Source organism: Paenibacillus sp. MY03 (genome assembly GCF_002165585.1).
GTDB classification, from domain to species: Bacteria; Bacillota; Bacilli; order Paenibacillales; family Paenibacillaceae; genus Pristimantibacillus; species Pristimantibacillus agaridevorans.
Genome location: NZ_MXQD01000008.1, coordinates 58797 through 77781, shown reverse-complemented (window position 1 = coordinate 77781; position 18985 = coordinate 58797). Strand labels below are relative to the sequence as shown.

Annotated in this window: 17 protein-coding genes and 1 tRNA gene; 8 read left to right on the top strand and 10 right to left on the bottom strand. The window is 51.7% G+C overall.

Annotated elements, in window-relative coordinates:
* Positions 1–276: 276 nt before the first annotated feature.
* From B1748_RS09480 to B1748_RS09460, 5 genes are read right to left on the bottom strand one after another with little or no spacing between them, the layout of a single operon-like run.
* Positions 277–975 carry a LuxR C-terminal-related transcriptional regulator gene (locus B1748_RS09480; protein WP_087567655.1) on the bottom strand — a complete coding sequence of 233 codons (699 nt, stop codon included), beginning with the start codon at positions 973–975 and terminating at the stop codon, positions 277–279.
* Positions 976–1018: 43 nt separating this feature from the next.
* Entirely contained in the window at positions 1019–2392 is a 1374-nt protein-coding gene (locus B1748_RS09475; RefSeq protein ID WP_087567654.1) for a sensor histidine kinase, read from the bottom strand.
* 54 nt (positions 2393–2446) lie between these two features.
* Complete coding sequence (locus B1748_RS09470) at positions 2447–3184, bottom strand: DUF6081 family protein (protein ID WP_087567653.1); 738 nt, start codon at positions 3182–3184, stop codon at positions 2447–2449.
* 54 nt (positions 3185–3238) lie between these two features.
* Entirely contained in the window at positions 3239–4153 is a 915-nt protein-coding gene (locus B1748_RS09465) for a prenyltransferase (RefSeq protein WP_087567652.1), read from the bottom strand.
* Between the two features lie 58 nt (positions 4154–4211).
* Positions 4212–4955 carry a DUF1836 domain-containing protein gene (locus tag B1748_RS09460; protein ID WP_179215502.1) on the bottom strand — a complete coding sequence of 248 codons (744 nt, stop codon included), beginning with the start codon at positions 4953–4955 and terminating at the stop codon, positions 4212–4214.
* A gap of 292 nt (positions 4956–5247) precedes the next feature.
* Here B1748_RS09460 and B1748_RS09455 point away from each other — a divergent pair, with 292 nt between their 5' ends.
* Positions 5248–6537 carry a hemolysin family protein gene (locus tag B1748_RS09455; RefSeq protein WP_256975598.1) on the top strand — a complete coding sequence of 430 codons (1290 nt, stop codon included), beginning with the start codon at positions 5248–5250 and terminating at the stop codon, positions 6535–6537.
* 93 nt (positions 6538–6630) lie between these two features.
* On the opposite strand, the gene B1748_RS09450 is transcribed toward B1748_RS09455, so the two are convergent.
* Complete coding sequence (locus tag B1748_RS09450) at positions 6631–7137, bottom strand: pyridoxamine 5'-phosphate oxidase family protein (RefSeq protein WP_087567649.1); 507 nt, start codon at positions 7135–7137, stop codon at positions 6631–6633.
* A gap of 111 nt (positions 7138–7248) precedes the next feature.
* Here B1748_RS09450 and pdxR point away from each other — a divergent pair, with 111 nt between their 5' ends.
* Together pdxR and B1748_RS09440 are read left to right on the top strand one after the other, a co-directional pair.
* Complete coding sequence (gene pdxR / locus B1748_RS09445; protein ID WP_179215501.1) at positions 7249–8715, top strand: MocR-like pyridoxine biosynthesis transcription factor PdxR; 1467 nt, start codon at positions 7249–7251, stop codon at positions 8713–8715.
* A gap of 172 nt (positions 8716–8887) precedes the next feature.
* Positions 8888–8963, top strand: a tRNA-Thr gene (locus B1748_RS09440).
* Between the two features lie 396 nt (positions 8964–9359).
* On the opposite strand, the gene B1748_RS37400 is transcribed toward B1748_RS09440, so the two are convergent.
* Positions 9360–9482 (bottom strand): hypothetical protein, encoded by a 123-nt coding sequence (locus tag B1748_RS37400; RefSeq protein WP_256975597.1) that lies wholly within the window; start codon positions 9480–9482, stop codon positions 9360–9362.
* Positions 9483–9621: 139 nt separating this feature from the next.
* On the opposite strand from B1748_RS37400, the gene B1748_RS09435 reads away from it, so the two are divergent.
* Positions 9622–9831, top strand: coding sequence for a DUF2536 family protein (locus B1748_RS09435; protein WP_087567647.1), 210 nt, complete (start codon positions 9622–9624; stop codon positions 9829–9831).
* Positions 9832–10034: 203 nt separating this feature from the next.
* Here B1748_RS09435 and B1748_RS09430 read toward each other — a convergent pair whose 3' ends face one another.
* Positions 10035–10898, bottom strand: a complete 864-nt coding sequence (locus B1748_RS09430; protein WP_179215500.1) for an AraC family transcriptional regulator — start codon at positions 10896–10898, stop codon at positions 10035–10037.
* A gap of 127 nt (positions 10899–11025) precedes the next feature.
* Here B1748_RS09430 and B1748_RS09425 point away from each other — a divergent pair, with 127 nt between their 5' ends.
* The 4 genes from B1748_RS09425 to B1748_RS09410 all read left to right on the top strand — a co-directional run bounded on the left by B1748_RS09425 (position 11026) and on the right by B1748_RS09410 (position 15731).
* Positions 11026–12141: a glycoside hydrolase family 88 protein gene (locus tag B1748_RS09425; RefSeq protein ID WP_087567645.1), complete on the top strand. Its 1116-nt coding sequence runs from the start codon at positions 11026–11028 to the stop codon at positions 12139–12141.
* A 111-nt stretch (positions 12142–12252) separates the two neighbouring features.
* The gene (locus B1748_RS09420; RefSeq protein ID WP_087567644.1) at positions 12253–13584 is read left to right on the top strand and encodes a spore germination protein; all 1332 of its coding nucleotides are present in this window, start codon (positions 12253–12255) and stop codon (positions 13582–13584) included.
* Positions 13577–14662: a GerAB/ArcD/ProY family transporter gene (locus B1748_RS09415; RefSeq protein WP_087567643.1), complete on the top strand. Its 1086-nt coding sequence runs from the start codon at positions 13577–13579 to the stop codon at positions 14660–14662. Before B1748_RS09420 ends, B1748_RS09415 begins: the two co-directional genes overlap by 8 nt.
* Entirely contained in the window at positions 14655–15731 is a 1077-nt protein-coding gene (locus B1748_RS09410) for a Ger(x)C family spore germination protein (protein ID WP_087567642.1), read from the top strand. The genes B1748_RS09415 and B1748_RS09410 overlap by 8 nt, the downstream gene beginning before the upstream one ends.
* On the opposite strand, the gene B1748_RS09405 is transcribed toward B1748_RS09410, so the two are convergent.
* Together B1748_RS09405 and B1748_RS09400 are read right to left on the bottom strand one after the other, a co-directional pair.
* Positions 15728–16813 carry a stage II sporulation protein P gene (locus tag B1748_RS09405; protein ID WP_087567641.1) on the bottom strand — a complete coding sequence of 362 codons (1086 nt, stop codon included), beginning with the start codon at positions 16811–16813 and terminating at the stop codon, positions 15728–15730. The genes B1748_RS09410 and B1748_RS09405 overlap by 4 nt on opposite strands.
* A 276-nt stretch (positions 16814–17089) precedes the next feature.
* Positions 17090–18814 (bottom strand): hypothetical protein, encoded by a 1725-nt coding sequence (locus tag B1748_RS09400; protein ID WP_087567640.1) that lies wholly within the window; start codon positions 18812–18814, stop codon positions 17090–17092.
* Positions 18815–18985: the final 171 nt, after the last annotated feature.

Below are 18985 nucleotides of genomic sequence, written 5' to 3'. Positions count from 1 at the left end.
GATTTTGTGTTGCGGTTTTGACTTTGTGTTGAAGCTTCAAATAAAAGTTCAAAAAGTTCGCTTTTCAGCACCGAGAAGATTGAATGAAAGTAGAAACTGAGGAGCGGAGCGTAGCAGCGCTACGTGAGCACCGGAAGTTTCGCTTGAGTTCAATATTCGATGCCGAGTAAGCTACCTGGGATACTTCGTGATCAAAAGCGGACTTTTTGAACTTCCTTATAAGGAAATATTACCTTTTGGGGGAAAAAAAAATAGTACCAATTATAACTGGTACCGTTAGATGTCCTTATTCGATTGGTCCAGCAGGCCAAGCTCCTTCGCTTTGTCGGCAGCTTCTTTGGAGCCTTGCGTGCCAAGCTTTCGCAGAATATTGCCTACATGATTTTTGACCGTCCGCAGCGTAATGAACAGCTTATCCGCAATCTGCGGCTGGGAGTAGCCCTGATGGATCAGACCAAGCAGTTGTCGCTCCGACGGGGTAATGAGGTCGGCGATCTTCTTGGTTTCGAACTCTTTCTCCACCTGCTTCAATCGCCGGAATTCGTCACGCAACCGTTCGGCTGCGGCGGCGCTTATAGGAGACTGTCGCGCATAAGCCGCCCGTATCGCATCAGGAAGCTCCTCGAAGCCAGACTTCAACTGATAGTCGATGGCTCCCGCCTGGAAAGATCGGAAGATAAGCTCCTTCTCTTCCATCGATGTCAGCATAATGACGCGGGCCCCCGTCGTTAGAGAGGTTTCTTCGGCAAGCGCGATCCCTTCCGGACTGCCGTCGATCATAATATCCATCAGCACAACGTCAGCGCCCCCGTCCTCGCCCGCATCGCGGATCGCTGCGCGCAGCTCTTCGCCGCAGGAAGCAATCCATGCTAATGATACATCAGGCTGGCCGGCCAAATAATCGGCCAAGCCGCGCCGCCAGTCCGGATCATCCTCCAGCAGTCCCACTCGTATCTTCGATTCTTCCTTCCCCATTCGGCCCGTTCCTCCAGTCGTCGCGAATCCTCATTGTCATTCCTTAATCCATCCTTACTGCCTTGACCGCCCGCTTCGGCAAAGTCATATAGAAGGTCGTTCCTTCGCCCGGCCGGCTTCGCATGGTCAAAGAGCCCTTGTGCTTGCTCATGACATGATAGGCATAAGGCAAGCCCAGCCCGAAACTTCCGCTCCCCCGCTTTGTCGAATAAAAGGGTTCGAACGCTTGCAGCCGCTGCTCCCGATCCATACCGGGGCCGTTATCCGCCACTTCGATGACAAGCTCCCGCTTGGTTGCCGTCAGCTTAACTTTCAGCATGGCATCGTCACGCTCCGACATCGCCTGAATCGCATTGGTCACAATGTTGCCGAACGCTTCCGCCAGCTGCGTCTTATCCACCTCGCATTGCCAACCCTCCGCAAAGGCTGTCTCAAGCCTGACGGAGCTTGCGGATGGCTTTGCCAGCTCCAGCGCCTCTCGAAGTACGGAAGACAGCTCGACGCGTTCCGGACGAAGCTCCAGATCCTCCGTACGTCTGTGGACGCGCCGCACCATCTCCTCCATATGCCGGGAAGCCGACAGAACCGCTTCCACATCGGCCAGCAGTTCCTGCTGCGATGTGGCGATGGCGTGACGCTTCATCTTTTCGCCGAACAACCGCAGCTTGCCCGCGTCATTTTTAATGGCATGATTAAGCATGGCCGTACCTGACGTTACGGCCCGCAAAGTGGAATCGTATCTTCTGCGCTGAATGAGTACGCGCATGCCCATGAAACCATAGGTGAACAGCCCGATCACGAATACGGCCGCACCAAGGCCAACTAACCAAGTATTATACACCCACATGCGAAGCATGCCCAGACTGGGCAATATGTAGTTCATGAACATGCAGAACAGCGCGGGCGGAAGTACGGCGAAACAAACGGTCCAATGGGTTCTGGCGTATACCGATGGCGGCACCCTCTTCGATAGCACCAGCACAGCTCCCGTCAACATATAAGGAACGGCCCACCAGACGACTACCTTAAAGCTGATAGGGTAATATATTGTATAATAAGGCGTTAGAAAAATGCACAGAATGATCGGAATAAGCAAGAGAACTGGAAGTGCAACCGCCAGTCCGCGGCTAAGCCGAAGGCCGCTGTAAGCTATCGCGAACAGCAAGAAAAAATAAGGAATGCCATAATAGGACGAAATCGATGACAGCGCTTGCACTTCATACAGAAGGCGCAGCGTCGATTGACCCGCCCCGGCCTCCTCAGCTTGCGGCAGCCACTTCAAATCGATCATTGCCGCCAACGCGCCAGTTCCGCCGGTAAACGCAAGTCCGCCAAGCCTGCGATTTACCGCAGAGCCCGGCTCCGATATCCATACAATCGCCGCTATGCTCCATAAGGCAATCAATACAAACAGCATCGTTACGCCCCTTCGCGGCTCCAAGCCGCGCCATATTCACCGCCGTCAGCGATGTTATCCCACTTCGGTCACTTCAATCGTAATCGGCGACCATTCCGCGATCACGGTTTGTCCATGCGCCGACACGCTGCCTTCCGGCGTCAGGTCCTTCTCCGTCATAATGCCGAGAGCTACCGTGAAGCTGTTGAACTTGACTGGCGTTCCCGTCTCTCTGCGAACTTCCCGGCCGTTAACGAAAAAGACCACCTCGTCCTTGTTCCGGTTGTACGTAATCCGGTACGTATTAAACTCGCGCGGAGCGAAGTCCGTATCTTCCTTGAATATACAGAAGTATTTCGTTCCGTCCGTCTCCGGCACCTTCACGCCCGGGAACGGCAGCACGGCGTACACGCTGGCATATTGATCATTGCCTACAAAGAAATCCAATGCCCCGCCAGTCGTAAAATCCAGTAAATTCAAAGAGACGTAGCCGTCGTACAAGTCTCCTGGCGCCGTGTCCTTGGAGCGGGCGCGGATCTTCAGCTCGAAGCTGATTTCCCCGTTCTCCGGCACCGCTACCTGCTCAGCGGAATAATACATATGTTTCGCATTATCGAGTATCTGCACTTGGTCGTTGGATCGGCTGATTGCCGCGCGAACATAAAGAATGCCGTTTCGAACGATGACAACGGCCTCCGGCTCGCGATAAGGCCAGAAGGTACCGTCCTGCAACGGAAAACCTCCTATCTTCCACACTTCTCCGTCATTTAATATGGTATGGAAATCACCGAGTATTTTCGTAGTAGTAGCCATGTCGGCATTCCTTCTTTCCTGGTATGGTTGTAAAGTGTTCACTCCGCTTGCCAGTTATTGCAGGATACCTTGGAGTACAAGCGCCAAGATGAGGACAGCGCCGCATCGTTTGGTCGCTTGCATCGATGCCCCCATCAGCGGCAAATACGCCGTCGACTTATTATGCGCGCCAAGTCTGCCGTATACCAAATATAAAGGAACCGCCGTAAACACGGCAAGCAAGGCATATAGGGGAAGTGCTCCAAATACGACGCACAGAACGAGCGCGGCATAGGCCAGGACCAATAACAGCCGGGAAAATTGCAAGGCTCTCTTCTCTCCCCAAACGACGACTAGCGTCCGCTTGCCCGCTTGGCGATCAGCCTCCCAATGCAGGAAGTGATGGTTAAACAGAATCAGCGTCGTCAATAATCCGATCGGCAGCGACAACAGCAGTGCACGATAATCGAGATGCGACGTCTGAACATAATAGGCTCCCGTTACAGGCAGCACGCCGAAGGCAAGCAAAATCGCAAGCTCGCTGTAGCCTTTGCCGCGATAGCCGAACTTCACGGGTGGCGCTACGTAGAAGTACGCAATAAACGCCCCTGCGAGTCCAAACACAATAACCGGCCAGCCGCTGATTACGCCAAGCGCAACGCCGCTGGCTGCCGCAACGAGAAAGAGCAGCCAGGTGACGGCGCGGAACTTGCCGACGCTCCAGGCGCCCCCCGTCAGAAATCCGGAGTTGGTCGAGATAGCGCCTTCCGTCGCTTTGGCAGCTTCATCCGTCCCGTTGTAATAATCCCAGAGATCATTAATCATATTGGAGAACAGATGTGCCGCACCCGCTCCCAACAGCGTCAACAACATTAATCCGATTTGGAATCGCCCTGTCCAAACATAAGCTCCAGCCGCTCCGAGCACGACTGGAATAAGCATGACCGGCAGCACTTTGAATCGCGAGGCTTTCATAAATGATTGCAGCATCGATGTCTTCATCCTCTCTTTAATAGCGGAACCCCTCGCTTCGCATCAAGAGGTTAATTTAATGGCCGCCCAGAAACAAAGTGGCTTCGCTATAACGACGTGCCAACGCCTGACAATAGGCCGACTGAACCGAGATGACAGCAACCAGCAAAAAATTTCGCAGCGCTTCACGCTCCGGCTCCGTCCCAAGCGCGAGCAGATTAGCCGCTTTGTCTGCACGCATGCGAACATGCTCCTCCAGCTGGCTTCCAATACGGACGCCGGATCGTCCCAAAACTTTCATCTCTTCATATAACGCGGCGTAGCTTTTGTACAAAGCAACAGGCTCAATGAAGGGTTTGGCAGAAGAACCCTCCCTGCAATCCGGCTTGCCAAATAGAATCGCGAACAGATTGCGTATGGATTCGAAATCCAGGCTGGACTTCAGATCATCGATCATATATAGGAGTGCCGCTTGACCAGGCGCATATTTTTTTCCCGCTTGCGGGCAGACGAATATAGATTTGAAATCGCGTTTCACCCAATTCTGCATGGAGGTGGCAGAAGGACTGGCAAATTCGACGAGCTGCCCCAGCTCGGCGATTTCGTGCAGCGACAATCCTTTTGGAGTACCGCTTTTCATTAATTTCATGGCGATCGCCGGGAGCGGCTCGGACAATACGGGATGATCGTTCAAACGTCTTGTCTGGCTTCGCGCGCTCCAAGCTTTCTGCATAATATCGGCCGGCTGCTCTTGACCTCCGGACTCCATCGCCATCAATAAATGGCCGACTTCAGCGCGAGTCAAAGAGAATCCATCCATGACATCGCCTCCTTCCCTGTCGCATGGGAGTTCATATGAACTCATCTTACGGCTGCGAAACAAGCTTGTAAAGGAGCGAAAAACAATGGGAAAAGCGCAATAATCGCATGTAAATCGACTTAAACGAACGTACAAGGCGAATTACGACCCTTTTGCCGGTTGTCAGTTCGAGTCATGATTCGTTATATTAATTCATAAGTAAATAGAACAATAGTTTGCTGTCCTACAAAAATTATAAAAAAAAGGGTAGTGAGACACGAAAATGGGTAGTGGTATAGGACTTAATTTATTCATGATCGCTTTGCTTATCTTCTTGACCGCGTTCTTCGTCGCAACGGAGTTCGCCATCGTTAAAGTTCGCGGAAGCCGGATCGATCAGCTCGTGCTGGAGGGACGGAAAAATGCGCTTGCCGTTCAGAAGGTAACGAGCAATCTGGATGCTTACTTGTCCGCCTGTCAGTTGGGAATTACGATCACGGCGCTGGGGCTTGGTTTCCTTGGCGAACCGACGGTTGAGAAAATACTTTTACCACTGTTCGAAAACGTTCAGCTCAGCGAAGCAATGAGCCATGCATTGTCTATCGGAATCGCGTTTGTTATCATCACGTTTATTCACGTCGTCGTCGGCGAACTCGCGCCGAAATCATGGGCCATTCAGAAAGCGGAATTTATTACATTTTTGACGGCCAAACCTATCATCTTCTTCTATCGACTGATGTTCCCATTCATATGGCTGCTTAACGGATCGGCCAACGCGCTAGTGCGCGCCTTCGGACTGAGACCCATGAAGGAGCATGAAGAGGCGCATACGGAAGAAGAGATTCAGATTATTTTGAACGAGAGCTACCAAAGCGGCATGATCAACAACACCGAATACGGTTACGTTAGCCGGATCTTCGCATTTGATGAGCTGCTGGCCAAAGAAATAATGGTTCCTCGTACCGATATGATCTGCTTATACACAAACAATACGCTTGCGGAAAATTTCGAGATTATCCGCAAGGAACAATATACAAGATTTCCCGTTGCTCTCGAGAGCAAGGACAATATCGTCGGTATGATTAACACGAAGCAACTGTTCCTCTCCTACCAAGAGAACAAGGAATTCGACATCAAAAATCTGATTCATCCCGTACTGAGCGTATCCGAGGTTACTCCCGTCAAGATGCTGCTCAAACGGATGCAGCAAGAACGCGTGCACATTGCCATTTTGGTCGACGAATACGGAGGCACATCCGGACTGATCACGATCGAGGATATTCTGGAGGAGATCGTCGGCGAGATTCGAGACGAGTTCGACGGCGACGAGCGCAAGGAAATCGAGCAGCTTGCCGACAATTGTTATTTGCTGGACGGCAAGGTGCTGCTGGACGAACTGGAAACCATCGCCGGCAAACACTTCGACGAAGAAGACGTCGATACGATCGGCGGCTGGCTGTACAGCAAGCTGCAGGATCCGAAGCCAGGCAAGGAATATACGCACGAAAATATGAAATTCATCATTCGCGAGACAAGCAAGAACAGGATCCGCAAGATCGAGATGCAGATCGAGGAGCTCCAGCTTGAAGGAGAAACGGCTTAAAATATAGTTCAAAGGGGCAGCCGCCAGGTTCAAAGACCTGGGGCTGCCCCTTTCCTATTCCAAAAAAGAAATTGCCAACCGTCGCCCTCCAGCCTATCCCGCAGGTTTCTCGCTCTCCTTCGCCGTCAACTGTCTTGCCGTCAGCTTAAAGACGGCGGTTTTGCTGCCCATGGACGACACGTACCGCTCCACATGCACGCTCGCCAGACGTTCCTTATGGAAACCGGGCGCATACTTGTCCAGCATCGCCTGCATAGCCGCCGTTGCTTCCGCAAGTCCCGGGACGGGTTCGATGGCGCCAAATGCCATCACGCTCATATATGCCGTATCCGTCTTGGCGGGAACGGGATGCGGGATCGTGCCGTACGATTCCCCGATTGTTACGCAAGCCTCCGGATTTCGACCCATAATGTCCATCTTTCTCCCCTCCTCAGCCGCATGGAAATAAAATGATCCGTTAAGCCATACAAAATTCAGCGGTACGACGTAAGGAATACCACCGTCCGCCAAACCGAGAAAAGCCGTTTGAGCCTGCTCCAGAAATGCGGCTATTTTGTTTTCGTCTTGGCATAATCTTTTGCTCAATCTTACGGTAAACATGGGCTTCTCCCCTTCTCAACTGCGCTAATCTTGTGCTATTGTCACTATATGCAACTATTGTCACCAAGAAAAGTGACAAAAACATCTAAATTCAAGGGGACAGATCCATCGATGATTGAATCCATTACGCCTGCGCTTGGCAAGGAAAAAGGTACCCCGCTTTATACTCAGCTGTATCGTTATATTCGCGAAGCGATCGAAGCCGGCAAGCTGACAAGCGGAAGCAAACTGCCCGCGATACGGGCACTGTCCCAGCATCTGGGCATAAGCAAAAATACAGTGGAGGCTGCTTATGGCCAGTTGGTTGCCGAAGGGTATGTCGAGAGCAAAGAGAGGGGCGGCTACCTTATACAGCCGTTGGATGAGCTGTGGAATCCTCTCCCCGTTCATTATGTGGAAATGAATAAAAAGCGTGGCGATCAGGCAAACGAGGTCATGAACTCAACTAACAGGAACGACAGGAGGGAGTCCTCCTTCCTCCCTTACGAATTTCGGTACGGCGATATTGCCTTCGACCGCTTCCCATACGATATATGGAAGTCGTGCCTTTCGCAATCGGTTAACGATGCGGCAGCAGCAGCGCCATTCGGCATATTAGGCTACGGCGATCGGCTTGGACATCTCGGACTGCGGGAAGAGCTCTGCGATTATGTGTATCAATCTCGCGGTGCGGTCTGCTCCCCTGATCAGATCTTCATCGGTGCGGGCACCCAGTACACCGTCTCTCTCCTGCTTCAGATTCTCGGTCTTCGACAGGCCGAATTCGCCATGGAGGAGCCTGGTTATAACGGCGTTCGAAGCGTTCTTGCCGGCATGGATTGCCGCATTACTTCCATCCCGATCGAGGCGGACGGCATCTATGTCACGGCTCTGGAGCAATCGAAGGCCAAGGTCGCTTACGTGACGCCATCGCATCAATTCCCGCTCGGAATGGTCATGTCCATCGAGAAACGTCAACGACTGCTAAAGTGGGCATCCGCAAGCGATGCGCTCATCCTCGAAGACGACTACGACAGCGAGTTCCGTTACGGCAGCAGACCTGTGCCTTCCTTAAAGGCGATGGATTACGATGATCGCGTCATCTATCTGGGCACCTTGTCGAAGTCGTTCCTGCCCGGCGCCAGACTCAGCTATGTGATTGTTCCGCGCAGGCTTGTTCCCGTCATGACGGAACGTATGGCGAATTACAGCTGCTCCGTCTCCCCCATGATTCAACAAGCGGTCTGGCTTTTCATCAAGCAAGGCCATTACGGACGTCATATCCGCCGGATGAGGCGCGTCTATCAAGCCAGGTATCGGGCGCTGACGGATGCCGTTTCTTCCACGATGGGAGAACGTGTTCGCATCGTCGGCGATTCGTCGGGGATGCACATCCTGCTGCGCGTGCCGGGCAGAGATGCCATGGAGCTTGTTGCGTTAGCGGAGCAAGCCGGCTGCCTCGTGTACCCCGCCGCCAAACATTGGAGCAACCCGGATGCGGAGGCGCGTGAATTCGTTATGTTAGGCTTCGGCGGCATGCAGGAAGACATGTTGCGCGAAGGAGTGCGGAAATTATCCATGGCCTGGTTTGCGAGGTAGTCGAAGCCCAAGGTGAAACGGCTGTCGTCGTCCTTTGGCAGAACAGCGCGTTTCATTTCCTTAAAAGTTGTTACTTTTCTGAAAATTAGAACTTCAAAAAATGGCTTGCATTCATTTTTGGTTTTGTGCAATAATATGTCTTGTCCCCGGTAACACAGGGATAACAACATGTGCCGTTGTAGCTCAACTGGTAGAGCAACTGACTTGTAATCAGTAGGTTGGGGGTTCAAGTCCTCTCGACGGCACCATTTTTTTCTCACAACTAGTAATTTCAAGACTTCTCGCCGACCTGGTCGGGGGAAGTTTTTTTGTTTGTCCGATTTTTAACCTCAAACAAATCTAACGGACAGGAAAAACACTGAGTCGTAACGGAGCCAATTTACGCGATGAATATGCCAATAAGGTCGTGTATGTCCGTTAGATTTTCGAAAACCTAAAAAATCGATGAATAGCGTCATATATGTCCGATAAGCGGTGAGTGACTGGACCGTTTTGGGTTTTCGAATCACCATCAGGTGATTATGTTTTTTTCCCGCGACACGCCAATAAAACCAGGCGCCGCCGCCTGGCTTTACTGAGGGCGATGATCGCCTTCACCTCAAAACTCGGTCGCTCATCTCCGAAAGGCCACGATAGAGGTCATCTCATTCATCGGTTTCGTCCCATTTTTTCGAATAGGCTTTCCTCGTCACCCAAAGGGTAATCCAGGTCACCAATACGATAATGATCACCGAAAATATCCATACAGAACCGGGCACATTGCCCATTAGCCGCCCCTCCCTTCCACCAGCCTAATGTTCTTTATAGTATCATAATTGGATCGTTATTGGATACCGCCGCAAGATCGGTTAGAATAGAATTCGATCTTCATATTACGATTCAGTTGACAAGCAGGAGGGTAATGTTATGGATTTTAAGCTGGACCTACTGGATTCCAAGGTCGAGTTATACGAGGCGGATGACTTGAAGTCGCTGGAAGGCCAGATCGAACGGGCGATTGATATCAATAAGGCGCTAATGCTCGACGTTTATTCCGTCTCTCACCAGGTGGTGTTCAATCCCCGTACAGAACGGCTCCTTTATAGCGCCGTCGTGCACTTCAAGCTGAAACGGTAAAGTGATGGGCAGGCCGCTTCTTATATTCGAGTTCAAAAAGTTCGGTTTTCAGCACCGAGAAGATTGAAAGAAGGTAGAAACTGAGGAGCGGAGCGTAGTGGAAGCTACGTGAGCACCGGAAGTTTCGCCTGAATTCAAGATTCGATGTCGAGTAAGCTTCTTGGCATACTTCGTGATCAAAATCGGACTTTTTGAACAACCTCTTACAACTTAAGACGGTACTGATGCGGGGAAATGCCCATGGTTCGTTTGAACAGCTGGATAAAATAAGAAACGTTAGGCAGGCCGACTTGCTGTCCGATCAGCTCGATCGGCTTGTCGCTCCCGCGCAGCAGACTGCAAGCTTGCTGGATCCGACGCGCAGCCAGGTATCCCGTAATGCTGCTGCCCGTCTCCTGACGGAACAGCCGCGACAGATAAGAACCCGACATATGCAGCTCCGCCGCAAGCTTATCCAGCTGGAACGGCTCCGAATAATGCCGCTCTATCCAGGCCATGATTTCGTCGGAATGACGGATCGGCTTAACACCTTCCCCGGCTATCGGCTCCGCAATTTCGCGCTGAATGAAGGTCAGCAGCTGAAGCAGAAGAATCGCTGCCCCCTCTTCCTCCCCGCCACCTGCACCACTGTCATAAATGACTCCTTGAAAGCTGTCGAACGCTGCTCCCAGCTCGGTCTGGCAGGCTGAAAGCTCCAAGCTCTGCTTAAGAAGAAGCCCTTTCTTCATCCGCATGTACGTATCTCTAAGTGAAGGAAACGGCGGCAGGAAACGCTCCAGGAATGCCGGCTCGAAATGGATAATGCTTCTCTCGTAAGGCCGCGCTTCGTTTATATCCGCATGCACCTTATGCAGTTGATTCGGCAAAAAGAAGAAAAGCGATCCAGGCCGCATTTCATACCTCCTCTGATTGACGATCACAACTCCGCTCCCCTGATGCACGAACAGCATCTCGAAACCCCAATGCCAATGATAATAACCGTCGAACGGCTCCTGCGTCCATCTCCGATGGGACCACAGGAACGGCTTGCCCTGAGGATTGATCGACTTATAGAATAAATCCTTCATGTCCTTCATCTCCGCGTAATATGTAATGTCAATACAACAACATTTTCACTCATTGTACTGCAACTTTGTTAGTTTGTCAGGCGCTATACTTGGAGCATAAGAAACAGGACAAGGAGCTGACCAATCGATGGATCAAACCTATGTTAACCAAACGATGACCGCTATCACGAACAAAGTAGAAGATATGATAAAAAAAATCGGCGGCAAGTCGCCCCATGTGGCCCGAGAGGATGGCATCTACGACGACCTGCGCCATAGCTGGTGGACATCCGGCTTTTGGCCGGGCTTGCAGTGGCTGATGTACGACGTCTCCGGCAAGGAATCGTTTAAAGAAGGGGCTTGGGACTGGGACGCGAAGCTTGAGCGCTGCTTCTCCGAGCATCCCATCGGGCTGCATCATGACGTAGGCTTTCAGTTCCTTCCTACTGCCGTATTTAAATACGAGCTCACGGGAGATAAGGAAGCGCTGCGCATCGGCTTGAAAGCCGCCAATTATTTGGCCGGACGCTTTAACGTCGAAGGTGAGTTTATCCGCGCATGGAATACGGATGAAGCCATCGGCTGGGCCATCGTGGACTGCATGATGAATATTCCGCTTTTGTTCTGGGCGAGCCGCACGACCGGCGATCCCCGCTACAAGCATATCGCCATCCGTCATGCCGATACGTTCTTGAAACATGCGATTCGCGACGACGGCTCTGTCTGCCATATTCTGTCGTTTGATCCGGAGAGCGGCGAGTTCTTGGAGCAGTTGGGCGGACAAGGCCTGTCGGGCACTTCTGCCTGGAGCCGCGGCAACGCATGGGCTTTATACGGCCTCGCGATTGCCTATCGTTGTACGGGTGAGGATCGTTACCTGAAAGCGGCGAAACGCGTGTCGCACTATTTTATCGCCTCGCTGCCCGAAGATCATGTTCCGCATTGGGACTTCCGGGCGCATCCGATCGAAGGCGAACCGCGCGACACATCGGCAGGCGCCATCGCCGCTTCCGGCTTGCTGGAGCTAGCCGAGTTAGTAGACGCGGACGAGAAACGCATTTATGGCGATGCGGCGCACCGTATCCTGCATTCTCTGACAGAAAACTACGCCACCTGGGATCGTCCTGGGCACGAAGCCATTCTCGTTGAAGGCACAGGCCACAAGCCTGCCGGACAAAACATCAACGTATCGTTAATCTATGGCGATTATTATTATGCGGAAGCGTTCGCCAAGTTAAACGGCTGGTCGAAACGCATCTTTTAATCCGATCCCTATCCACAATTGGCCGGTAGACTTCTGTCTGCCGGTTTTTGGTATGGCGAGATAGCCGCTATGGGGATACTGCTAAGAAAAGCATACACTTAGGAGCATCTCATGACGATTCTGCAAGCTTTGAAGCATCGGGCAAGCCTAAATGCCGATATACGTTTTCAGAAAATGACGTTGTCCGGCCTGGAAATAGAACTGACGGGGTTGAGCTCCCTGATCGATTTTAACGCCTCGCTCCTGCATATTCAGCAGCAAGTTCACCAGGATACTAACACGGGATTGCCGCTAGAATCGGTGATCGGCAACCTTGGACCTATCGTAGCAGAGCCGACAGAGCATCAATTATTGACATCCATGCTGGCCGGTCACCTCATTCTCTGGTTCGAGCGAATCGACGCCTACGTGCTTGTCGCGCCTGTCAGCCGTCCCCTCTCGCGTACGATTGAACCGCCTACGACGGAAAATGTGCTGCGCGGCTCGATCAGCGCTTTCGTGGAGGATATCGATACAAACATAGGACTTATTCGCAAGCATGTCGCCTCCCCTTCTCTCCATGTTCATTCCTATTTGCTGGGGACGATTCAGAAGAAGCGGATTGTGTTGTTATGCAACGATACCGTCGTGGACGTTCGGCTTCGGGACGCGATCGTCGCGATGCTCGAGAAGAACAAAGAAATGAACATTCAAAATTTGCAGCAGCTGTCGACTGCTCTCGGCTTCTCCAAGTGGTCGCTCGTGACCAAGTTCAACACCTCCGAGCTGCCGCAGGAAGCGGAGACCGCCTTAAGCAAAGGCAAGGTTGTCCTGTTTATGGACCGGATGCCCTTCGCCATCATCCTGCCCAGCCTGATGTGGGATATGTTTGCCGTGGAGAACGATCGCAGCTTCCCCGTCATCTTTATGTATGCCATTCGTTTTTTGCGCGTATTCGGAGTGTTGATCAACATTCTCATTCCGGGCTTGTATGTCGCTCTCGTTTCGGTTAATCCGGACGTCTTGCGCATCGAGCTCGCCCTGACGATCGCCAAGAGTCGGATCGATGTGCCTTATCCGTCTTTGGTCGAAACGCTGCTGCTGCTCGTCATCCTGGAGCTGATTCTGGAAGCGAGCATTCGGTTGCCCAAAAGCATCGGTCCCACGCTCACCATGGTTGGAGGCATTATTTTGGGACAAGCCGTCGTCAGCGCGAAACTCGTCAGCAATTTGCTTATTATCATTCTCGCGGCGACAACGATCGCAAACTCGGCGGTAGTCGGCTTCCAGAACTCGGTCACCATCCGGATGTTCAAATATTTGCTTGTCGTATTATCGGCGATCTACGGCGTAATGGGGCTGCTCGCAGGGCTGTTCCTGGTCTGCTCCTATATGGCCGGCGTCACCTCGTTCGGCATCCCTTACATGCACCTGATGAAACCGAGAGGTGAGCCGAATGGTTAAGACCTGGCAAGTGGCGAATCTGTATATTCTGACGCATATCGGCGTCATCTTCTTCCTCTATCCGGACAATATGATCCAAGCGATGGAGGTCAGTCACTGGATCGGCATTCTGACGGGTTTCCTGCTTCATATTCTAGTCGTATGGAGTTACATGAAAGGGCTAAGTCTTTTCGATCGCCGAAATGTCGTGGACATCTTCCTTGACGCCGGCAAGTGGATCGCTTTTCTGCTGCTCGCCCCCGTCTTCGTGTATTTGCTTGCAGTCATCGTCATCTCGATCCGGTCGTACGGGGAAATGATTACGATCATTTTTCTCTCCAGCACGCCTCTCTGGGCAACGATGCTGTTAACGGCCATCCTTGCAGCCTTTCTCGCGATGCAAGGCATCGAAGCCATTTTGCGAACGGGATTATTGCTGCTCGTGTTATGCATGCCTCCCACCTTGTTCGTGCTGGTCTCGTCCTTTCAGCATGTGGACTGGCATTACCTGCTCCCCCTATTCGAAGGCGGCGCATTCCAATGGTCATTCGTTTACAATCGCTCCTTCCTGATGGGATTATTAGCGGTGGGCGGCAGTTTCGTCTTTCTCGGATTCGTTCAACCGGAAGTGGCATTCAATCAGCGTTATATTCGGTATGCCAGCTTCCTGTTGCTGCCGTTGTACGGGATTGCCGTCTATGTTCCGCTCCTGACCTTCGGCCATAGCACGGCCTCCAGGTTGATGTTCCCGTTTATCTTCGTGACAGATATCGTAGAGGTGAACTGGCTCATGTTCGAGCGTTCGTCGTTGTTCTTTACGATGAGCATGATCGCGTTCGTCCTTCTTTTTATCTCGCTTATGCTGTGGAACGCTGCCTACTTGGTGCAAAAGGTGATTGCATTACGGACTTGGCCTATCGTATGGACCATCGCCATTGTCTTGTTCGTTATCTGCGTAAGCATCGACGACTGGGAGCAGTTGGAGAAGCTGATCTGGTGGAATACATTCCTCCGCCTATATGTCATGTTTGTTATTCCGGGCGTTACGCTGACCCTGGGACTTCTTTACAAGCGGAAGGGTGGCGCGGCGTATGGGTAGATCCTTTAAACTTCGCTGGATTGCCGTCTGTCTGTCGATGCTGCTCACGGTTCCCGCTGGCGGCTGCTGGGATAACAAAGACATTAATCATCGCTCCCTCCCGATCGTCATGGGCATCGCCAAGCGGGATGGCATATACAAGGTCGTCCTGCAGGTGCCGGAGCCGACGGAAGGAACCACCGATCTTCGCGTGATTGAAGGAAAGGGAACTACCATTAACGATATTGTCGATAAAATAAGCACCAATATGGAAAGCCAAATCGATCTGCTGCATCTAAAGCTCATCTTATTCGAGGATGAATTCGCCAAGGAAGGGCTGGGAGACGTCATCGAATCGTTTATGCGCGCGCACGACATATCCGCAAAGGTTATGGTAGCGATCTGCGACGAGCCGCTGGAGTCTTTCTTTAAAAACATTAATACCTTCCATAAAAACAACGGAACCGTGCTGCTCAGCTTTTTCGAGAAAAACGCCGGCTGGAATCCGCAGGTCGCGCAATCCTCCATTTGGGAAGTGTTCCGAAGCATGAACTCTTATACGCATGACGTCTCCATACCGATCATACGCTCCGGCACCGGAACCGTGATCGAGAGCAGAGGTTCGGCCATCATCGGCGGCGGACGGATGGTCGGCAACTTAACCCCCGGCGAGACGTTGATTGTCAATGCGTTTAAGGGCAGCAGCGCGCAGGGCAAGATTGAAGTCATGAAGAACGCGACGGTCGAGATCATGAGCAGCGCCACCGTCCACCGGCATACGATGAAAAATGGCATCCCTTATCTAAAATCGAAGTTTCGGCTTAAGGTGACATTGCTGGAGACGAAGGGTTCGCCTTCCCAGGAGAGCATCAGACAGGAGGTCAACAAGCTGCTGCAGAACCGATACGACAGCATTATCGGCAAGATGAAGGTTACCCAGGCGGATATACTGGCTACCGGGCAATATTTCCGGTCGAATCTGACCCGCGATCAGCTGGAGCATTGGAGAGAAGATTATTTGCCCCGGCTCAACTGCGAGGTTGAATTCGTGACGGTTATTCAAAATACAGGTTTGCTGCGGGACAGCTAAACCTTGCCGTTCTGGTCAAGCTCATGCAAGATGGCGGCCAAGGCGTCCGCAGTACGGTAGCTTTCTTCCAGCGTATTGTCGACACCGCCCATCTCGACGACGAGACTGTTTTTCGACAGCGACTGGTTATACTCTGCGTTGCCCGTTCCCGGCGCCTTGGTGAGCACGCCTCGCGAGATGCCCGGGAATTTGGCGTTCAACGCTTCGTGAAGTTTCGTGGCAAAAGCTTTGTTGTCCTTCCAGTTCGGATTTTTTTCGCCGATAACGAACAGGATTTTAGCGTAATTTTTTCCATGAATCTCGACCGTCGTTTTATTGCGCTTTAAGGAATCGCGATGGATGTCGAGCAGGTACGTCAGCTCCTTGTTCTCGCTTAACGCGTCGACAACCGTCTGCTTGGAATACTTATAGGAGTAGGCATAATTAAACTTGGAGATCGTGGTCGGATAATCCATCTTCTCTTGCAGGGCGGGAATGCCAAGCTTTTGCAGACTGGCCGTAAGCCTTTTGCCAACAAGCGTGACGTTCACCGTCTTGGAGCTGGCGTTTTTGGTCCCTTCCTGGAGTTCAGGGAAATACGATTCGCGATTATGCGTATGATAGACCAATACGCGAGGCGAGGCGCTTGCAATGCTGACCGGCTTGTCCTTGGCGGGAGTCACTGGTACAGTCGCTGATTTGGCATCCGGTGCAGCTGGCTTGTCCGTCTTGTCAATTGGAGCTGACGCAGGGTTGGGCTTGTCCGGAGTTTTTGAGGCGGATGGTAGAGCGGGAGCCGCAGATGCAGGAGGAGCGGCAGCTGTTGCCAGAGCTGCTCCGTCTTGATCTGGAGCAGTTAACGAAGCATCATCCCATCCCGGAAACATTTGAATCCCGCCGAGGAACGAAACCTTCGGCTCCGGAGCGGGCTGCAGGAATGTTGAAATGCCGACTGCTCCTTCTGTTTCCGTATGCACGGCAGCATATGTAGTCGGGTGAGAGTCGGCGGCCAGCCCCCACCCTACACTTAATACCATGGACAACAAACACGTGGATGCAAAAAAGGTGCCTGAAACGAGTCTTTCGCGAAGCTTGTACATCATAGTAACAACCCCCAATTCAATCTAGCGTTGTTACTACTATATGAAGCACCCGAATTTCATAGAAGAGGTTGTTCAAAAAGTCCGCTTTTGATCACGAAGTATGCCAAGAAGCTTACTCGACATCGAATATTGAATTCAGGCGAAACTTCCGGTGCTCACGTAGCTCCACTACGCTCCGCTCCTCACTTTCTACCTTCATTCAATCTTCTCGGTGCTGAAAACCAAACTTTTTGAACTCGTATTAGAATAGCCGTTTTCATCATTCTAATAAATGAACTACCTTTTAAACAATCCTCCTAACAGCACCCCGCCAACGATCCATTTGCGCAAAAGCAGGAATAGAACAAGCGGCGGCAGGCTCAAGAGCGCACCGATCCGATACAGGATGGGATCGCTGCGGTCGATGCCCAACTGATCGCTCATATTTATCGCATTAAGAAATTGCATCATGCCTAGGTGTTTGGAATAATCCGCAATGTACAGTAACGATGGAAGATAGCTGTTCCATAACACGATAAATTGAAGCGCGCCTAATGCCAGCAAAGGTTTCCATATCTTCGGCAAAAACAAGGTGAACAGCGTGGCAAACTCTCCCCGTCCCTCGAGCTCAGCTTGCTCCTTCAAGTGGCCGTATTGGCCGTTAAAGATGCTTTTGAGCACGAATGCCGAAACAATGTTTATAAAACCTACGATGGCTATCGGGTATATGGTATTCACCATGCCCAGCCAACGGAATTGCAAGTATTCGAATAACGTCCCCGTTCCGATACCCATGACGGCAATCAGCATGATCCGATACAACGTTCCGCCCGGCAGGCGGCGCGCCGTCATAGGATACGCGAGGGTAATCGTAACGAGCATGCTAATCAGCATCGCTCCCCAAAAAAGTACGGCGCTCAGTGCCACGTTTGGCAGCCGTAGAAGCTCGGTTAAAGGAATTTCCGTTGAGCTTTGACTTAGAAACGGATCTACGAAGATAAAGTAAAGCACAAACAACACGAGTCCCGTGCCTGCAACCCCAACGACTCCTCCGGCAACCGCAGAGCCGCCTTTTAAATCGGCAGCCGGATCGGCATCGCGCTGAAACAACGAATCCAGCAAGGTTCCTCGTACGATAAAATAGGCTGCCAGCGCGAGCGCCAACTGCAGTCCATAACTAAAAAAAGTGCCCGCAAGCGCCGGTCCAAAATTCATATTCATAAAGCCCATCTGGTATACAAATATATCAACCGTTGCAGCTGTCTGCATGACCAGCGGACTTATCAGCGGATGCAGCAGCTCGAAATCCGTCGTTGTAATCATGGCGAGCTGGAGCAGCATAACAGCCGCAACCGCCTTCGCGGCGGGAAGCGCATTCAAACGACCGAACGTCGCACCGCTAATACCGTCGCCGAACCTGGAATGCGTCGCAGAAATCGCCGCCAAAGCAATAATCATCGAAATGCCGCCATACTTCAGCAGCTCCAACGCCAGCAGAATCATTCGGAAAGGTCCCGGTTCTCCAAGCAGCAAGCGGTCTGTCGGTCCCAAAGGAGACGAAGTGGCGGAAAACATCAGCATCGCGAAGTGCCCAAGTACGACGGAAGGAATGACGTAGGGCAACACAAACATCGAAGTGATCCAGCTTCTCAGCTTTCCCGATCGAATACCGCTTAACGCCAATGCGGCTCCAAAGGCAAGCACGCCTCCGGCAACGATATAGATGATCTTGTAAGTCAACGTATTACCCAATGCGCTCCGGAATTCGGGCGATTGAAAGAGTGCCTTGTAATTATCCCACCCGACCCATGGGCTGCCTCCGATCCCCAAATGAGGTTTGTATTCCAGAAATGACGCATACAGTCCGTTCAGGAAAGGCATGATCTTTAATCCAAAAACGAGAAAAAATGCAGGTATGACGATGATATAATGAAATTTGTATTGCCAAATTCTCTCCGACAAAGACTTGTTGCGCGTTGACTGCATAACAATATCCGACTGCGGCGGCAGCTCCCTATCCATCCTTTACCCTCCCCTTTGTTTCAAAATATGACTATCATCATACTATATCAGGGTCTATTTGCCTACTAAAATTTGACAACACAAAAAGTCCGGGCAGCGCCCGGACTAGCTGTTATCATATGTGTTTTCATCATTACGTTATAAATTGGGCCCTATCGATTTGAATCTCTT